The sequence below is a fragment of the Vibrio chagasii genome (genome assembly GCA_041879415.1).
In the GTDB taxonomy this organism is placed as follows: domain Bacteria; phylum Pseudomonadota; class Gammaproteobacteria; order Enterobacterales; family Vibrionaceae; genus Vibrio.
In genome coordinates this window covers 897,074-913,799 of record CP090851.1, presented here as the reverse complement: position 1 = coordinate 913,799, position 16,726 = coordinate 897,074, and the positions used below count along the sequence as shown (strand labels likewise).

Annotated in this window: 16 protein-coding genes; 1 reads left to right on the top strand and 15 read right to left on the bottom strand. The window is 44.4% G+C overall.

All coding sequences use genetic code 11. The features are described from left to right. Window positions 1-29: 29 nt before the first annotated feature. The 6 genes from L0991_04115 to L0991_04090 all read right to left on the bottom strand — a co-directional run bounded on the left by L0991_04115 (window position 30) and on the right by L0991_04090 (window position 6,121). Window positions 30-668: a response regulator transcription factor gene (locus L0991_04115; GenBank protein ID XGB63257.1), complete on the bottom strand. Its 639-nt coding sequence runs from the start codon at window positions 666-668 to the stop codon at window positions 30-32. Then, window positions 661-2,016 (bottom strand): cache domain-containing protein, encoded by a 1,356-nt coding sequence (locus L0991_04110; GenBank protein XGB63256.1) that lies wholly within the window; start codon window positions 2,014-2,016, stop codon window positions 661-663. Before L0991_04110 ends, L0991_04115 begins: the two co-directional genes overlap by 8 nt. 104 nt (window positions 2,017-2,120) lie before the next feature. Beyond that, entirely contained in the window at window positions 2,121-3,404 is a 1,284-nt protein-coding gene (locus L0991_04105; protein XGB63255.1) for a TRAP transporter large permease subunit, read from the bottom strand. A gap of 9 nt (window positions 3,405-3,413) precedes the next feature. After that, window positions 3,414-3,944 (bottom strand): TRAP transporter small permease subunit, encoded by a 531-nt coding sequence (locus L0991_04100; protein XGB63254.1) that lies wholly within the window; start codon window positions 3,942-3,944, stop codon window positions 3,414-3,416. Between the two features lie 186 nt (window positions 3,945-4,130). Further along, window positions 4,131-5,225, bottom strand: a complete 1,095-nt coding sequence (locus L0991_04095; GenBank protein ID XGB63253.1) for a TRAP transporter substrate-binding protein — start codon at window positions 5,223-5,225, stop codon at window positions 4,131-4,133. A gap of 503 nt (window positions 5,226-5,728) precedes the next feature. Next, window positions 5,729-6,121 (bottom strand): MarR family transcriptional regulator, encoded by a 393-nt coding sequence (locus L0991_04090; GenBank protein XGB63252.1) that lies wholly within the window; start codon window positions 6,119-6,121, stop codon window positions 5,729-5,731. A gap of 220 nt (window positions 6,122-6,341) precedes the next feature. Between L0991_04090 and L0991_04085 the strand changes: the two genes are divergently transcribed. Beyond that, a complete protein-coding gene (locus tag L0991_04085; protein ID XGB63251.1) occupies window positions 6,342-7,142 on the top strand; it encodes a DUF2982 domain-containing protein in 801 nt (266 codons plus the stop codon). 120 nt (window positions 7,143-7,262) lie between these two features. Here the strand turns inward: L0991_04085 and L0991_04080 are convergent, their stop codons facing one another. The 9 genes from L0991_04080 to L0991_04040 form a co-directional block, all read right to left on the bottom strand. Next, the gene (locus tag L0991_04080) at window positions 7,263-7,916 is read right to left on the bottom strand and encodes an MBL fold metallo-hydrolase (GenBank protein XGB63250.1); all 654 of its coding nucleotides are present in this window, start codon (window positions 7,914-7,916) and stop codon (window positions 7,263-7,265) included. A 100-nt stretch (window positions 7,917-8,016) separates the two neighbouring features. Further along, window positions 8,017-8,565, bottom strand: coding sequence for a DUF882 domain-containing protein (locus tag L0991_04075; GenBank protein XGB63249.1), 549 nt, complete (start codon window positions 8,563-8,565; stop codon window positions 8,017-8,019). Between the two features lie 199 nt (window positions 8,566-8,764). Further along, window positions 8,765-10,303: a L,D-transpeptidase family protein gene (locus tag L0991_04070; GenBank protein ID XGB63248.1), complete on the bottom strand. Its 1,539-nt coding sequence runs from the start codon at window positions 10,301-10,303 to the stop codon at window positions 8,765-8,767. A 79-nt stretch (window positions 10,304-10,382) separates the two neighbouring features. After that, window positions 10,383-11,468: a DUF1513 domain-containing protein gene (locus L0991_04065; GenBank protein ID XGB63247.1), complete on the bottom strand. Its 1,086-nt coding sequence runs from the start codon at window positions 11,466-11,468 to the stop codon at window positions 10,383-10,385. After that, window positions 11,458-12,519, bottom strand: coding sequence for an iron-regulated protein A (locus L0991_04060; protein XGB63246.1), 1,062 nt, complete (start codon window positions 12,517-12,519; stop codon window positions 11,458-11,460). Before L0991_04060 ends, L0991_04065 begins: the two co-directional genes overlap by 11 nt. A 161-nt stretch (window positions 12,520-12,680) precedes the next feature. Continuing rightward, entirely contained in the window at window positions 12,681-14,069 is a 1,389-nt protein-coding gene (locus tag L0991_04055) for a c-type cytochrome (GenBank protein ID XGB63245.1), read from the bottom strand. A 112-nt stretch (window positions 14,070-14,181) separates the two neighbouring features. After that, entirely contained in the window at window positions 14,182-15,441 is a 1,260-nt protein-coding gene (locus L0991_04050; protein ID XGB63244.1) for a peptidase, read from the bottom strand. Between the two features lie 176 nt (window positions 15,442-15,617). Further along, complete coding sequence (locus L0991_04045; protein ID XGB63243.1) at window positions 15,618-16,214, bottom strand: GTP cyclohydrolase II; 597 nt, start codon at window positions 16,212-16,214, stop codon at window positions 15,618-15,620. Window positions 16,215-16,463: 249 nt separating this feature from the next. Further along, window positions 16,464-16,640, bottom strand: a complete 177-nt coding sequence (locus L0991_04040; protein XGB63242.1) for a hypothetical protein — start codon at window positions 16,638-16,640, stop codon at window positions 16,464-16,466. Window positions 16,641-16,726 lie beyond the last annotated feature (86 nt).

The window sequence follows — 16,726 nt, the reverse complement described above, 5'->3', positions numbered from 1 at the left end:
TTACACATTTAGTGTAATTTAGCGTAAGATCAATCCACAAGCCCACAATTGACAGCGTACTTGGCAAGCTCTGCAGTAGAGTGAATGTCGAGTTTATGCTTAATGTTTTGTCGATGGGTTTCGACAGTTCGGTAGCTTATATTCAGCGCCTTCGCCACCTCTTTACTGCTCTCCCCTTTCGCCACTAATTTCAGTACCGCTTCTTCACGTCGACTCAGTGGATTCTTCACAGATGGTGTCGGAGTAATTGGTTGAGTGAACAAATTTTGAGTCACTTTTTCGCAGAAATACGTCGATCCTTGATTCACCGTTTTGATGGCTTGAACCATTTTTTCGGCAGAAATTTCCTTCAACATATAGCCGACTGCACCCGACTGCATCACCTTCATAATATATTCACGGTTGTTATGCATGGTCAGCATCAGCACCTTCGCTTGCGGGTTTTCTTCTTTGATTAGGTGAGTGGCATCAATACCGTTCATGATAGGCATACTAATGTCCATCAACACCACATCTGGACGTAAGGTCTTAACCATCTCAACCGCTTCTAAACCGTTGCTCGCGGTACCAATCACGCTAATATCAGGCTCGAGTTCCAATCTCGCCATAAAGCCATCAAGTACCACTTGGTGATCGTCAGCAATCACAACTCGAATAACTTCACTCATTCATTAATCCCTCTAGTGTCAGTAACACTGTAATTTCCGTTCCGAAGCCAACCTCGCTCATCAGTTCAAAGTCGCCCCCGATAAACTCCACTCGCTCACGCATGTTTCTTAGGCCAATCCCTCGCTTTTCCATCGCCTTATAAGTATTAAAACCAACACCGTTATCTTGAATAAGCAATTGCAGCACATTGCCAATTTGCTGCGCGATGACCGTTACTTTGGTCGCTTGTGCATGTTTCTCTATGTTGGTTAACGACTCCTGAACCACTCGATACAAGGTAGTCGCCGCCTCTGACTTTAACTTGCCCGGTTTAGTCGCGAACAAGGTTTCTACCTCAATCCCCGAGTGCGCTTGAAAGTCTAAAAGCAAAGACGACAAAGCGGCTTCCAGACCAATATCATCCAATGAACTTGGACGAAGTTGATGCGAGATATGCCTCACTTCCTCAATGGCTCTCATCAGCGAGTGCTGTGACTTATTGAGGTGAGCTTTAAGCTCTTCACTCTGTAACTTATTACCAAGTAGCTCCAAATGGCAACGACTCGACACTAATAATTGATTAATACCATCATGCAGCTCGCGCGCTAGATGCTTCTTCTCGTCTTCTTGAAACATCACCGTCTTATGAGCCAGTTCTTTCAAGTTGTTATCGGCAATTCGATGTTCATGCATGTTGATGGCTAAAGTCAGCACGATGATCACCGCCACGGTAACACTCAAGATCACCACGATAGAGAAAAACGTGGTTTCAATGTTCTTGTTGATCGCAGCCTGCATTGAAGCGACTTCTTGATGCACATCTTCAATGTATAAACCAGTACCAATCATCCAATCCCAACGTTCCAACCAAGCGGCATAACTCAGCTTGGATACAACCTCCCCTGTGGAAGGCTTTTGCCACAAGTACTGATGAAAGCCTCCTCCGGTTTGTGCTTCTCGTAATAAGGCTTCAATTAGGAAATCGCCATCTTCATCTTGAAGTTGCAGTAAATTCTGGCCGATCAATTCCGGCTGTATTGGATGAACAAGATTGGTTCCGTGGCGATCGTAAGCGAAGAAATAGCCATCCGCGCCATACCTAAGTTTAGACAATATGGCTCGAACTTCCGTTTTGGCTTGGGCTTCTTGAATATCGGGATCGTTGTAGATGTGTTCGATGGCGTCGAAAGCGAGATCGACAGTGTCCTTGAGTGCATTTTCACGAGACTTAATCAGGCTATCTCTGAAGATCTCGACCTCTTTATCACCCAGGGTTTTAGTCTGGTGTAATGAGATCCAACTAATGCTCGCCGTAACTAGCAGCAACGGGAGTAGCGTCAGCAGAATCAGCTTGGCTTTTAGAGGCATTCCTTTTCCTCACGAAAAACGGCTTATTGAACATCAATAAGCCGTTTTATTTTAGCAATTTATAGATAGCCGTTGAAACATATCGTTCACATTCTTGGCGTCACTCACATTCCATAAAACGCAGGGAACGCGAGAAGTGACCCAAGTACGAGTATCTGAATCACAATGAAAGGCATCACACCTCGGTAGATGTCTTTAGTCGTTACGCCTTTTGGTGCCACGCCTTTTAGGTAGAACAAACTAAAACCAAATGGTGGCGTCAAGAAGGAGGTTTGTAGGTTCATTGCAATCAAGATAGCGAACCACGTCATATTGATGCCCATTAACTCAGCAACAGGCGCTAAGATTGGCACGATGATGAAACAGATCTCTACGAAGTCGATGAAGAAACCCAGAATCAAAATAACCAGCATGGTAATGATCAGGAAGCCCCACTTCTCACCAGGAAGCTGTAGCATCCACTCTTCAACCAGATAGTCACCGCCAGTATAAGTAAACGCCATCGAGAAAGCGGTCGCACCCAGCAAGATGGCAAAAACCATCGCTGTTACTTTTACGGTTTCTTTAGAGGCGTCATATACCATTGACCAACTAAACTGACCGTATAGCAATGCAAGTATCATCGCACCCGCGCCACCTAATGCGGCAGACTCTGTTGGCGTCGCCACACCCGCAAAGATAGAGCCCAGTACTACTATGATTAACGCGAGCGGCGGAAGAATCGCTTTAAGCGCATCAATCACTTCTTGTTTACGGCTGATTGAATCGTCACGTTCAATTGGTTGAGCGGCTTCAGGGTGCAGTTTTGCGTATATTAAAATGTAAACAATGTACGCCCCCACCAGCATCACACCCGGCCAGATAGCCGCCTGAAACAAGTCACCAACCGGTACACCAAGTACATCACCGAGTAGAATCAAAACAATAGATGGTGGGATGATTTGACCTAAGGTACCAGAAGCACAAATGGTACCGCAGGCTAAGCCTTTGTCGTAATTGTACTTAAGCATTACTGGCAAAGAGATAAGGCCCATCGCAACAACAGAAGCACCAACCACGCCGGTTGAAGCAGCAAGTAACGAACCTACTAGTACAGTAGAAATCGCGATACCACCACGCACACCACCAAACAAGCGGCCCATAGACTCAAGTAGCTGTTCAGCAAGTTTGGTCTTTTGCAGAACAAGCCCCATGAAAACGAATAATGGAACGGCCATCAGTACCGTATTTTCCATGATCGATTGAATTCGATATGGCATGAAAGCAAACATCTCTATGCCTTCTGCCCACACACCAAAAATTAAGGCGATACCACCAAAGGTAAACGCAACTGGGAAGCCAAGTAATAGTGCAAACAAGGCTACAAAAAACATTACTATTCCAATCATGTTTAGCCTCTACTTATGATTTGCATGGATAAGGTACGGATTAAAAATCTTGTTGAGTGAGTGCAGGATCAAACCTACGCCACTCAATGCCATCAAGAAGAACGACAACGGGATCATAGCTTTGATGATCCATCGATATGGCAAACCACCGGGATCGCCTGAGGTTTCACCCAGTTCATAACTCTCTTTGGCAACATCAATACCGAACCAAGCGACGAGTAAACAAAAAGGAAGAAGAAATATAAGCGTACCTAGCAGGTCAATAATGGCTTGTGCTTTGAAGCTCAGTTGCTCGTAGAACACATCGACTCGAACATGGCCACCCGCTTTGATGGCATATGGCACACCTAATAGGAAAACAGCAGAGAACAGATGCCACTCCATCTCTTGAAAGGCAATTGAGACATCGTTGAATGCATATCTCATGACAACGTCATACACGACGTTGGCGATAAGTAAAATAAACAACATACTGGAAAGCCATCCCAGTGCATCACCGATACGATTAAATATGCGTTCAATATAAATTAGACTTCGCATTCCCGACTCCATGGAATTTGAAAAGACATCGTGCAGCTGAATTAACAAGCTGTAGGACGTAGAAAAGGTTCTTGAGCGTAATACAGGTTAGTTATTATTTTTTAAATGAACCCTCGGCTTATTCACTCATAAATACTTAATAAGAAAAGCTTTGGGTTCATTTAAATTTAGTTCTACAAGGGGCGATTATTTCGCTTGGCTATTTAGATAAGCTCTGTGTGAAATATCCGTCCATGAACGTACTTGCTCTAGGTAAGCAGCTTGTGAAGCTTGAATCTCTTTTGCTAGCTCATCTTTCTCAGCATGGGCAGCAAGTAGACGGTCGTTCGCTTCTTTCATTGCAGACATAACCTCTGGCGGGAAGTCTTTCACTTGTACATCTGGGTACTCAGTTTTCATAGAAACCCAGTTCTTACCACTTTCGTGCGTTGCTTGTGTGTACATGTCGTAAGCCGCTGTACGCATTGCAACACGCAGGATTTCTTGTAGATCTTCAGGAAGCTTGTTCCAAGTGCGTTTGTTCACTAGGAATTGAAGCTCTGAACCCGGCTCGTGCCAACCTGTGTAGTAGTAAGGCGCGATTTTGTGGAAACCCATTCGCAGATCCAGTGAAGGGCCTACCCACTCTAGCGCATCAATCGTGCGACGCTCTAGAGATGTGTAAAGCTCACCTGGGGCAATGTTGGTCGGTTTAGCGCCAAGCTCTGCTAGGATTTCACCCGCAAAACCAGGGATTCGCATTTTCAGACCTTGTAGATCTTCAACACTGTTGATCTCTTTTTGAAACCAACCACCCATTTGAATGTCCGTGTTACCACCAGGGAACGACATCAAGTTATGTGGAGAGTAAACCTGCTCCATCAACTCCATACCGCCACCGTGGTAGAACCATGCGTATTGTTCTGCTGGCGTCATACCGAAAGGCATAGAAGTGAAGTAAAGAGTGTTTGGAACTTTACCTTTCCAGTAGTAAGAGCCTGAGTGACCCATGTCGTATTGACCAGACTTAACCATGTCAAAAACGCCTAGAGGGGCTTTGTGTTTATTCGCTGAATCGATTCTGATTTGCAGTCGACCATTCGACATTTTCTCAGCCATCGCCGCCATATTCTTCGTAGCGTCACCGAAAACTGGGAAGTTTGGTCCCCACGTTTCAGCAAGTTTCAAACGGTAAACCTTATCCGCAGCTGTTGCACCAGTAGCGACTAAAGCTAAACAAGCCGCAGCGGTTACCGCTACGTTTTTAAAAACTCGTGTGAGGGAGTTAGAAATGAGACTCATGTTCACGTCCTTTGTTGGGTTAACACTCTTTCTTTGAGCATTTTTTATGATTCAACATAAGAGTGCACCGCGATGAGGCAACAAGATATCAGGGAGAGCACGCACGAATACTCCGCACAAAGATACGTATTAGACCAAAGAACTAAGTAGAACTACGTAGGAGTTAAATGACCAGTGCCAGTTTTAAAGGACTAAGACTATTCACACGAACAATGTTTATTGATAAATACCTAAGTAGTTACAATGAAGCTGTATTAACAATTGTTTGCTATTTCGTGATGAAGCTCTATTCATCGCTTTAGTTTCGGGGGAAATTATCGGTGTTTTGTTCGAGATTCGCCCTACTTTGGTGCTTACTGATGAGAGGCTAAACCAGACGTCAAACTAAACAAGCGAACAAGAATTTTGGAAGGAATATAGGAGCGAGCCTTGTGTTGCAGATATAAAAAAGCCTCGATAATCGAGGCTTAAAAACTTAACGAAGCGAATATCATCCCATGGGATTAGATAGCTTTGTAGATAACCTTGTTACCTGCTAGCTGCTCTTTCGCTACTAGGTTTTCTTCAAGAAGTTTTTTCAATGCGCCTGTTGCCCATGAAGCTGCTTTCGCGTCTTCTTGACCAGCTGCTAGGCCGATACCTTTAGGGTTAATGCCTTCAGCATTGCTAACAACGATGTCTAGAACTTGTTGTTGCTTAGGAGTCAGTGCTACTGCAACTTCTTTAGTTGCTGCTACTGTTTTCTCTACCGCTGGTTTTGCTGCTACAGTTTTTTCTGCTACAACTTTCTCTGCGACAGGCTTCGCTTTTTTCGGCGTTGCCACTGCTTTAACTACAGCCGCTTTAGTGCGTTTCTGCAGTTTAGCCTGCACCTTACGCTTATGAGCAAGTCTCATTGAATATTTCTCCAGTTCACTGCTCTTTTCGCAGTGGTGAAAATTTGAAGCGCGATTTATACCAAAAAACAGGAGCTATTTGTAGAGTGAAGCGCCGAAAGTCGACGAAAAATACCGATATTGTCTACTAGCGTCTATTATTTAAACATCGACTTATCAATTCAGGGTCATATACACTGGTTATCCATCCAGACAAAAATATGAAAACTTGGTGTTGCCTATGGACACTCGTCATCTCACTAATTTCTCTTTGCCTTCGTTCACTCGAGCATACCGTATTCTAGCTGTTATTTTGGGCTTTATTTGCTTCATCATTGCACTCTATAGCGATAATCCAAAGTTACTGATCGTAGGCGCTTTTTGCATTATTACGTTGCTTGGAGCAGGCTATTATTTAATGCTACGCAGCCGAGTGATGTTCACACTCACTCCAACACATTTTCAGCAGCACTTTTATAAAGGTGGATGGGTTTTAAAATGGAGCAATATCCAAAAAATCGGCTTGTGTACTTATGAACAAGATGGCTGGCATCAACCTCTTCCTTGGATCGGTATTAAGGTCAAAGATTACTCACCCTACTTGGATTCCATATGCCCTAAAATCACCTGCGAATTACTGCTCAGCCAGCGCGCACTTTTGTACTTGGGAGCCAAACAAGCGGGTAAGGAGTCGAACTTTGAAGACATGGTTCTCGACTCTTCGCACTACCACACTCGCTGTACCGAAGCCGGCTGTGTAGAGCTAAGTAAATTTAAAGAATCAGAAAACACTGAAGAGCGCTATTTCAGTGACAACCAAACACAAGCAGCATCTAAACCCTCTAAAGCATCAAATGACGAGAAAGCCGTCATCAAAGATTATTCTGGACTACAGGCGATGCTCGCTAACAGAATGAAATATCAGCGAGGTTTTCACGGCTACGATATCTTTATATCAACCAATGACCTAAATATTAGTGGGGAAGAGTTTGTAGGCTTGGCTCGGCGCTACCTAGCCGCTGCCGAGCGTGTTTCTGATTAACCCCCAAAAGGCTTAGAAAGTAAACCCGCAAGCTAACCCACGATGAACCATAAAAAAAGCTTAGCTTTCAGAAGAAAAGCTAAGCTTCATTTTCAATCGCTCTGATGCGCTATGACAGACTTAGTATAAAGGCATCTCATCGGCTACGAATGGGTTTGATGCACGCTCACGACCGAATGTTGATTCAGGACCATGGCCAGGAACGAAGGTTACATCGCTGCCTAGTGGCCAAAGCTTGGTCTTGATCGATGTGATAAGCGTGTTGAAATCGCCTTGTGGGAAGTCAGTACGACCAATGGCACCATTAAACAGTACATCACCAACAAACGCTAAACGAGCTTGCTCGCTAAACAGTACAACGTGGCCTGGTGTGTGGCCCGGAGTGTGAATCACATCGATGACTTGGTTACCAAACGTTACTTTGTCGCCCTCTTCTAACCAAGTATTTGGTTCAAACGCTTTACACAGTGGAAAACCGAACATTTGGCTTTGATTCTCTAGGCCTTGTAGCCAGAAGTTATCTGCCTTATGTGGGCCAACAATCTCTACCTTCAGCATCTCAGAAAGTGGTACCGTACCACCCACATGATCTAAGTGACCATGAGTCAGCACCAAGTTCACTACCTTAACGCCCAGCTCTTCGATGATTGCAGCCAGCTGTTGAATGTCACCACCTGGATCAACAACGATGCCTTCCATGGTTTCATCACACCACACAATCGAGCAGTTTTGAGCGAAAGAGGTAACAGGTACAACTTGATACTTAAGAGACATATACAAACCTTAGAGGGCAAACTGAAATTTGGGCAAACTATGACATTGGATCTCTACTTTGACAAGTACCTACCGCTTTGCTCACCCATTGAGTCTTGCTCTACCAAGTTCGCACAGGGCCAGTATCAATGTGGATGAAGTTGCTACGAGCATAGTAACCCACTCCACCCGCTTGTAGGCTTCTTGCTACGTCTCTCAACTCTTTCAAATCAACACCATCAATACGGAAATCGATCGCTTTACCAAGCATGTGGTAGCTCTTTTTAGCGACACCGCTCGACTTAGAGCGTAATGCTTCGTTGGTTGCTGGAGAGCGATAGCCAGAGATGATCTGAACTTCTTTTTGAATACCTAAGATATTTTGAATCTGAGTGATTTGATCAAAAAGGTTTTTATCCATTGGGTGTATTTCGTTACGGCGGAAGTCACGACATAGTTTGCTAAGGCGCGCCATCTCATCACCAACATAGTTAGTACCATCGAAATAGCAGCTCTCTAACCTTTCACCGGTGTGGAGGTTGTTCATGCTAATCGTTCTTGGTTGATCAGGGTATGAAGCAAAGGCAATAGAAGGAGTAAGTGAGGCAACAACAGCAGTACCACCAGCGTAAGTCAGGAACTGACGGCGTGAAAATAAACTTTGAGACATACAGCAAGAAAACCCCATTAGATCGAACAAAAAACGCACGATACATAATGGAAATTGCTGCGTCAACGCACAAAAAACGTGCAAAACGTTAGTATTTGTAACCTTTGCACGGTTAGTTATTGATACTCATTATAATTTTATCAATAGAAGGTTAGTTGTCATTTTTTGGTCAAGATCACCATTCTATGCATATCTGCCATTAGCCACCCTGTTTATCGTATTGATAAATGTCGCCACGGTACTGTATGCCCTCTTCTTCAAACAACACAGTTTGGTAAATAATGTGTACCGGAATTCGCTTCTTGAGTCGAACCTTTGTATTGGGAGCAAGTTCATCATCCTGATTGGGTACTTTCTTTACCTTAGTCGCAAATAACAACTCCGCGAGTTCCTCGGCATGCTCAACACGAATGCAACCTGAGCTATAGGCGCGGAAGTCATCGTTAAACAAGCTTTTACTTGGGGTGTCATGGAGATAGATGGCTCGCTTGTTGGGTGTATTGAACTTGTACAAACCTAATGCATTGCTAGAGCCTGCTTGTTGGCGCATTCGATAAGGGAAAGAGTTGAAGTTGATTGTCTGCCAATCAATCTCGGTAGTGTCGACGGTTTCCATCGAACGCCAACCATCGATCACTTGAAAATTGTGTGTTTCAAGATAGCTCTCGTCGGCTTTTACTTTTGGCAAGATATCTTTAACCATGATTTTCCATGGCACATTCCAAGTCGGGTTTAAGATAACCGAATCAAGTTTTATCTCTAAGAGTGGCGTTTTTCTCGATTTTCTTCCGACCACGACTTTAGACTCGAAAACCTCTTCCCCGTCTTCCCAGTACTTCATATCAAAACTAGGTACATTCACCACAATCAGTGAATCTCTATTTCTTGGCCATAAACGGGCACGCTCGGCGTTCAATGCCAGGGAAGTGAGTCGATCATCAAAGCCCATGTTGATCCACTTGATCGTGTCTGGTCCGATAATCCCGTCCGCGGTAATCCCATGCATGCGTTGAAAAGCTTTGGTCGCGATTTGCAAGTCTCGATCAAACCGAGGGGAGTCGACAGCGATCATTGAAGTATCTACGCCAACCAATGCAATGCGCTCGACCAGCGTTGCTTTGTCTGAAAGCTTATCTCCCAAGCGTTTTAGGCCTTTCTGGTGGTAACGTTCAATACCAAGCTCAGATGCCGTGTTTAAAACAGAATAGGTTGCTTTGAATTGGTCAAAATCGCCAACCGGTGGCGCGTAAGACAACACCATCTCCAATAAGTAATCATTGGCGACGCTGCTTTTAAGTCTCATAACAATATGAGGTGAAGGCGCGGGCAATTTAGAGTGCAGCTGCCCAGAGAAATACCACTCCTTACCTATGATTGGCGCATTCTCAACGTAGCTCAGATAGTAGATGAAGGTGTCGGTGAGCAGTATGTCTAACTCTTGCCACTGCTGGCGAGATTGGTACTGACGAATCTGTTTGAGCTGTCGTTCGAAAAGCGGTGCCATCTTCGCTTGCTCAATCAGCGATAACTGGAATTCAAACGCTTTAACAAGCTCTGGAGAGTCCCACAAGAATGGAAATGAGGTGTCTTGATAAATACTCTGGGTGAGTTCGGGATAGATAAGCATGAAAGAGAGCTCTGAATCTGCCGGAATAAACCGACGCTCCTCAGAACTCGTATAGCTCCATGTGTTCATGGAAACTAGCAGCAATAATCCACAGAAGTATTTCGCTAACATGCTCACTCCACCTTTATCCATCCCATAAGTATGGCAAAGAAATTGGAGTCAGCATGTTATTTTTAGATGACGTTATAAATCAGATAGAACTCCAGTGGTTATCCCACTGAATGGAGGATTGCTGTATTGATTTCTCATATGGTCTGCGTTGACTAACGACACTCCCCGCCCCAGAACTCAGTCTAAATTCCCCATCAAGAAGCACTGCACCGGAAGCATCAGACAGTGCCGATAGCTCCACTAACTCTTTGGTTTGTTTAGACCAAATACCGTAGCAATTACCTCGTGGAGAGGTGGCGATAATCCAATCATCGGATGCTGCGATACTTGCAATGTAATGATTAAATCGCGCCCATTGCTCTGGCTCTGCGTTCAAAGATTCGAACTCGCCGCCTTTTGTATGCATAGCCAAAAGTGAAGGATATTCATCAGGTTCGCCACGATATTGCTGACCACAAAGTACAGTCTCAGCCCCGTCATGCGCTAAGTGTCGAATACTTAATTTCTTATCCAACAATTCAACCTGATCAAGCAGTTCACCTTGCGATGAAACATAGCTCAAACTAGGCTGCATGGAATCCAAATTTTTCGGTGTTCGGCCATCAGTGTGTACACCGCCAACACCGATAGCAAGATTACCATCCGGCATGATGATCACCTCGTGAGGGCCAATGCCAAAACCGGTGAATTCTTCGACCTTACGATACCCTTGTGCGACATCATAGACGCCAATTACGCCTTGGCTCGTGTCCGTTTTCCCTTCAGTCGCATACAGTAGTGTGCCGTCTAACGAGTAAACGCCGTGACCATAGAAGTGACGGTTGTTACCCTTCACTAACATTTTTATCTGCTCACCACTTTTGTAGTCAAACACCATAAAGTAGTCACCTGGGCGACGAGCAAACACGACTGCATGGGATGACGTTGGACAGATGGCAACACCATGTCCACGCTCGGGGATCGGTAGCTGAGCCAGTGGCATGCCATATTCATCAGCGACAACCGCGGAATACTGGTCTCGACCATTAAGCGCGCAACCAATCAACTGAGGTTTGTTCGATACGTTTTCACCTGAACGGCTTGCACATCCGAACGGCAGCACTGGGACAGCAGCACACCCAAGTGCTGCTTTCAGTAAGTTTCTTCGTGTAGTATCAGTCACCATCGGTAGCATTAAATCCTATTACCACGCCCAGCTCTATCGCTACTTCTTCATGAATCAGGTACTTCAAACGTTCTAGCTTGTTGTACTGAGTCAGAACCTCTCGGTAACCTTCTTTGCTCTGCAGTAAACTGAACAAGCTCGAATCCGTTGGCCAAGTCTCTAATGTCAGTGCGAACTGATCAGCAACACGATCAGCCAAATCATTGAGCCCTTTCTCTCTCAGCAAGCCATCAAGGCCGTTACCGTCAGCGAGATACAATTTCTCTAGAGCTGCAACATTCGCTTTTAGTTGAGTCATAGAGGTTTGCGCTCGCCAAGATTCTGAAAAGTATGGACGCGGATGACCAATTTTTGCCATCGGGCGGCTTAACTTCTTCATGCTGTAATCAAGCTGGTTCGTCAAAAGAGCGATGTATTCCGACTCCCAACGCACCTCGTCCAAAGCAAGCCATGGGTTAACTTGCCAAGCTGCAGCAATTGAAGCTGATTTCATTGCCAAGTTTTGTGCGATAGCTTGTGAAGACAGACAACCCGATGCCTTATCTTTAAGCAATGGTGATTTCTGGTCATATAGCGCCCACTCCAAAGCACCCAAGCCTTGAACTGTCACACTTTGCTGTGCAATTTCGTCTTGCGTCCAAGCTTTATTCTGTTGCGTCAACTGACGCATTTTAAGGCCCGTCGTGTTCTTTTTGTCTGGCCAAAATTGAACATTCCAGCTCTCTTCTAACGCCGCTGTTGGACCTCGCTCTTGTCCTTGCAGTGCCATCCAACTATTCATGGTGAGCTGCCACTGATTTTTAACTGCATCTAACTCAACGTTATTTGTTTCACAGTAGCCCTGCATCAAGGCTTCTAATTCGCTCGATTGCTTAGCGAATAGTATTGCTGAATCAAATTCCTGTTGATACACACTACGACTAATATGACTTGTCGTGTCGGCTTGATAAGACACACCGTTAACCTCAGACGAAGCAGCTTGTTCCCCTGATGACTGACAGCCTGCCATGGCTAAAACCGACAAAGGCATTAACAATAATTTTTGAGCCATGCTGTTACCTTACTTCCTAATTTTTCTTGTAATTATATGAGTTCATTAAATATGAAAACTACCGCTGCGCTCGTATTTCTACAAGTTCAGCGGTAGTCAGTCATTTATTCGCTTACTTGCTTTACTCATCAAGCCTCTGGCTCAACTGAGTTCAAGTTAGCTTATAGTGAATCTAAGAACGCTAGCAGTGCTTCACGTTCGCTACGAGTGAGTGACAACACTTTCTGTTTCGCTATCTCAGCTTCACCACCGTGCCAAAGTACCGCTTCCATCACGTTTCTTGCTCGACCATCGTGCAGCAAGAAGGTGTGGCCATTCACTTCTTTTGTATAACCTAAACCCCACAATGGTGTAGTTCGCCACTCACGCCCATTCGCTAGATACTCTGGACGATTATCCGCTAGGCCTTCGCCCATATCATGTAGCAGCATATCGGTATAAGGGCTGATTAACTGGTCAGATAGTGCTGGCAAACCTTCGCGCTTGGCTGTACGAATTTCAGCTTGGTGACAGCTTTGGCAACCAATGTCTTTGAACAATTTTTTGCCTTGAATGACTGCCGGATCATCAACATTACGACGGATTGGAACCGCCAAATGTTGAGAATAGAACTCTACGAAGTCGAGGATGTTATCACTCACTTCTGGCTCACCGCCATTTGGAAAGTCATCACAAGTTGATTGAGCTGAGGTGCAGTTTTCGTTCGGGAATAAGCTACTCGTTAAGCCCAAATCACCGTTAAATGCTGCCGCATTTTGCTGCATCAAGTTTGGCTGACCAGCTTTCCAACCGAAACGTCCCAATGCCATTTCGTTTGTGCGGACATCAAGAACGTAATTGGCTTTACCTGATACGCCTTGGTTATCCGCTGCTTGTTGCTTCGCGAAACCAAGAATCGTCTCTTGAGGAATACTCTCGAGCAGGCCTAAACCAATCATCGGTGGCGCAACACGAGCTGAGAATTCTGTTTTAGGGTGCATTTCACCGAAAGCAAGTTCAGTGATCTTTAAAGAAGGTTTACGCAGAGTAACAACCGTGCCGTCTTTAAAAGTAACTGGCACATCTGTGTAACTGATGTTCACCTTGCCCTCTGGTTTTACCCCTTGAAGTGCAAAGTCTTGTAACTGACCGCCGTATGTTGGCTCTGGAATGCCACCATCGCGAATAAAGGCTTGTCGCTGCTCAGGTGTTTCAGCTGGAATACTAAGACGAACCAACATAGACACGGCGTTCTCATCGCCTTTTTCTGGCGCGTGGCCTCGCCCATCTTTGATGTGACAGTTTTGGCAACCGTTGGTGTTAAATAGCGGGCCTAGACCATCACGAGCGTCAGTTGATGATGGCGCGGGTACCCAAGGATTTCTAAAGAAGCTGTTGCCTACGCTGAAATCTAAGCGCTTGCTCATTGGCAAGTTAGCAGCAGGAAGAGAAAAAGCATTCGCCCCATCTTTCTTCACGGTTGTTTTACCACCGGAGTAGGTTTCATGGGCGTGTAATGGAGATAAGAAAAACAGTGCAGTTAAGAGTGAGGCTGATAGATACGACTTCATACAGTGCCTTGCTGAATTTTTGATTTTAGTTTTTATAAGGAAGTGGCTTTTTTTCTTAGCAAACAATTAAGGGCTCAATCAGAGCCCTTACATTTGTTCCTGGCTCGGGTTCTTAGAACTCGTGGTCAGCCGTGTCTGGGTTTAGGCTATCAATGCCAATCACACCAGCAGCACGCTCAATTGCAGCTGTTTGAGATACTAGAGCAACAATTGTTTTGTTTACTAATGCATTACCTGCAGCGTTGTCAGCAGCAATTAGCTGGTCAAAGTGCTGGTTGTTTTTCTCAGCCGATGTTACTAGTTGGCCTACTTGTGCACGTGCTAGGTCAAACTGCTTTTGAATCTCTTTCGCAGCTTGCTCATCTTTTTGCTCAACTAGGTCAAATAGGCTTGGACCTGAAAGAAGAGTACCGTCTTCACGCTTGTATAGACCCGTGTAAACGTTGTAGATGCCTTGCTCGTTGTAGTAGTGAGAGTTGTGCGTGTTATCAGAGAAGCAATCGTGCTCATCTTCAGTAGAGTTCGCTTCTAGAGCTACCTTCATACGCTCACCAGCAAGTTCACCTAGAGAAAGTGAACCCATGCCGAATAGCATTTTACGTAGACCATTTTCGCTTGACTCAGAAAGAAGCTCTTGACGGTAGTTACCTTTCTCGCCTTTAGCCCACTGCTTTTCCATCCACTCTAGATCTTGAACTAGTAGCTCAGCAGATGCTTTTAGGTATGCGCCACGACGGTCACAGTTACCATTTGTACATTCAGCACCAACAACGAAGTCAGTGTAAGCACGCTGACCAGCACCTGCGTTTGTGCCGTTTAGGTCTTGGCCCCAAAGTAGGAATTCGATCGCATGGTAACCAGATGCAACGTTCGCTTCAGAACCACCGATCTCGTTAAGCTCTGCAATCAATTCAGGCGTAATGTTCGTCGCGTCTACTGTCGTTTGACCGATTTGGAACGTTTTGTTTGCAACGATGTTAGCACTTGCGCCCTCGTTACCTAGTTCGTATTGGTAATCAGAAGAAACGTAATCAATCAGACCTTCATCTAGTGGCCATGCATTCAGTTGACCTTCCCAATCATCAACAACCACGTTGCCGAAGCGGAATACTTCTGACTGTTGGTATGGTACGCGAGACTCAAGCCAAGCCAGTTTTACTTTTTCGAAGTTGCCAGCAGAAGGAGAAGCTAAGAAGGTATCAATAGAAGAGTTCAACGCTTTTGCTGTGATTACTGAGTCTGCAAATACCGCGTGAGCAATATCTGCGTAATGTTCTACAACTTGATCTTGAGTTACTGCAGCGAAAGAAGAAGCAGAGGCAAAAATGAGTGACGAAGTTACGGCTTTTGTCACTAAAGATTTGATAGTCATGAAGCATCCTTGTTGAGCTTTAAATTATTATTCGTAGTAATAGTGCAAACCATTATCATTTACACTACGGATTTGAATAATACAAACTTACAATTTTATTGCAAGATAAATACAAAAAAACCTCACATATGTGAGGTCTTTAAACATTTTTGTGTTAGGCACAACAAGTAAACGGGCTAGATATCCAGGTTATGCTTACCGTGTGAGACTTTTGCTTTAAGGTAATTTTCGTTGCCAGATTTGATATGGGCAGACGTATTCACCACTTCTTCTATCTCAATACCGTAAGACTTCAGTTCGTTAATCTTCTTAGGGTTGTTCGTGACCAAACGAATCTTCGGGATACCTAGAGCACGCAGCATCTCAGCCGCTTCAGTGAAATCTCGCAAATCATCACCGAAACCTAGGTGGTTATTCGCTTCGTACGTGTTCATACCTTCACTTTGAAGACGGTATGCATCGATCTTATTGTATAAGCCAATACCACGACCTTCTTGGCGTAGATAAAGAATCACACCGCCAGTTTCGCCCATGATTCTGATGGTTTCATCTAGCTGCTCACCGCAATCACAGCGAGAAGAGTGGAAAACATCACCAGTAAGGCACTCAGAGTGCATACGAACAAGAGGAACATCTTGTGTTTTATCTGCTGATTTAAATATTACAGCAACATGCTCTTTATCTGTTTTCAATCCATGAAAAGAGAGTAATTCAGCATCAATACTGCTTGTTACCCCTACTTTGAAATCTATTCTGGCACGCACTTCCGCCATAGTTATACTCACTTGAAAATTCGATGTATTTAACAACGCTACATTATATGTCTGGGCAATATTTTGTAGCTAACTATCTAATGATAGACACTATGAGGCTGTTAACAATTTTTTTCAAGGTCGATGGTGACAAAATTGTTATATTATAACAACTATTCTTCCAGGTAAGAAAAAACCCCACATTGGAATGACCAACATGGGGTTATAAATGAATCAGTTGCGGCGAATCGCGCTCGTTTTACCGAACGATTAGCTTACTTGAGTCTGTTTCCAAATCACAAGTTGAACCCAAGCATTTTCCAGCTCAGCTAACTCTTCTTGCGTCAGAGTCGAGATGCTCGATTTCGCACTGTATCTTTCTGCCCATTTATCTGACTGGACATGAGTATGGAACTCTTTTTTTAAATTTGAGATAACGTTATCCACAGACACATCCTTATATAACAGTGCTTAGCCTTTATAATCCTTTAATGTTACAAAATACAGTTCAATTGGTAAACAGTAATACACAA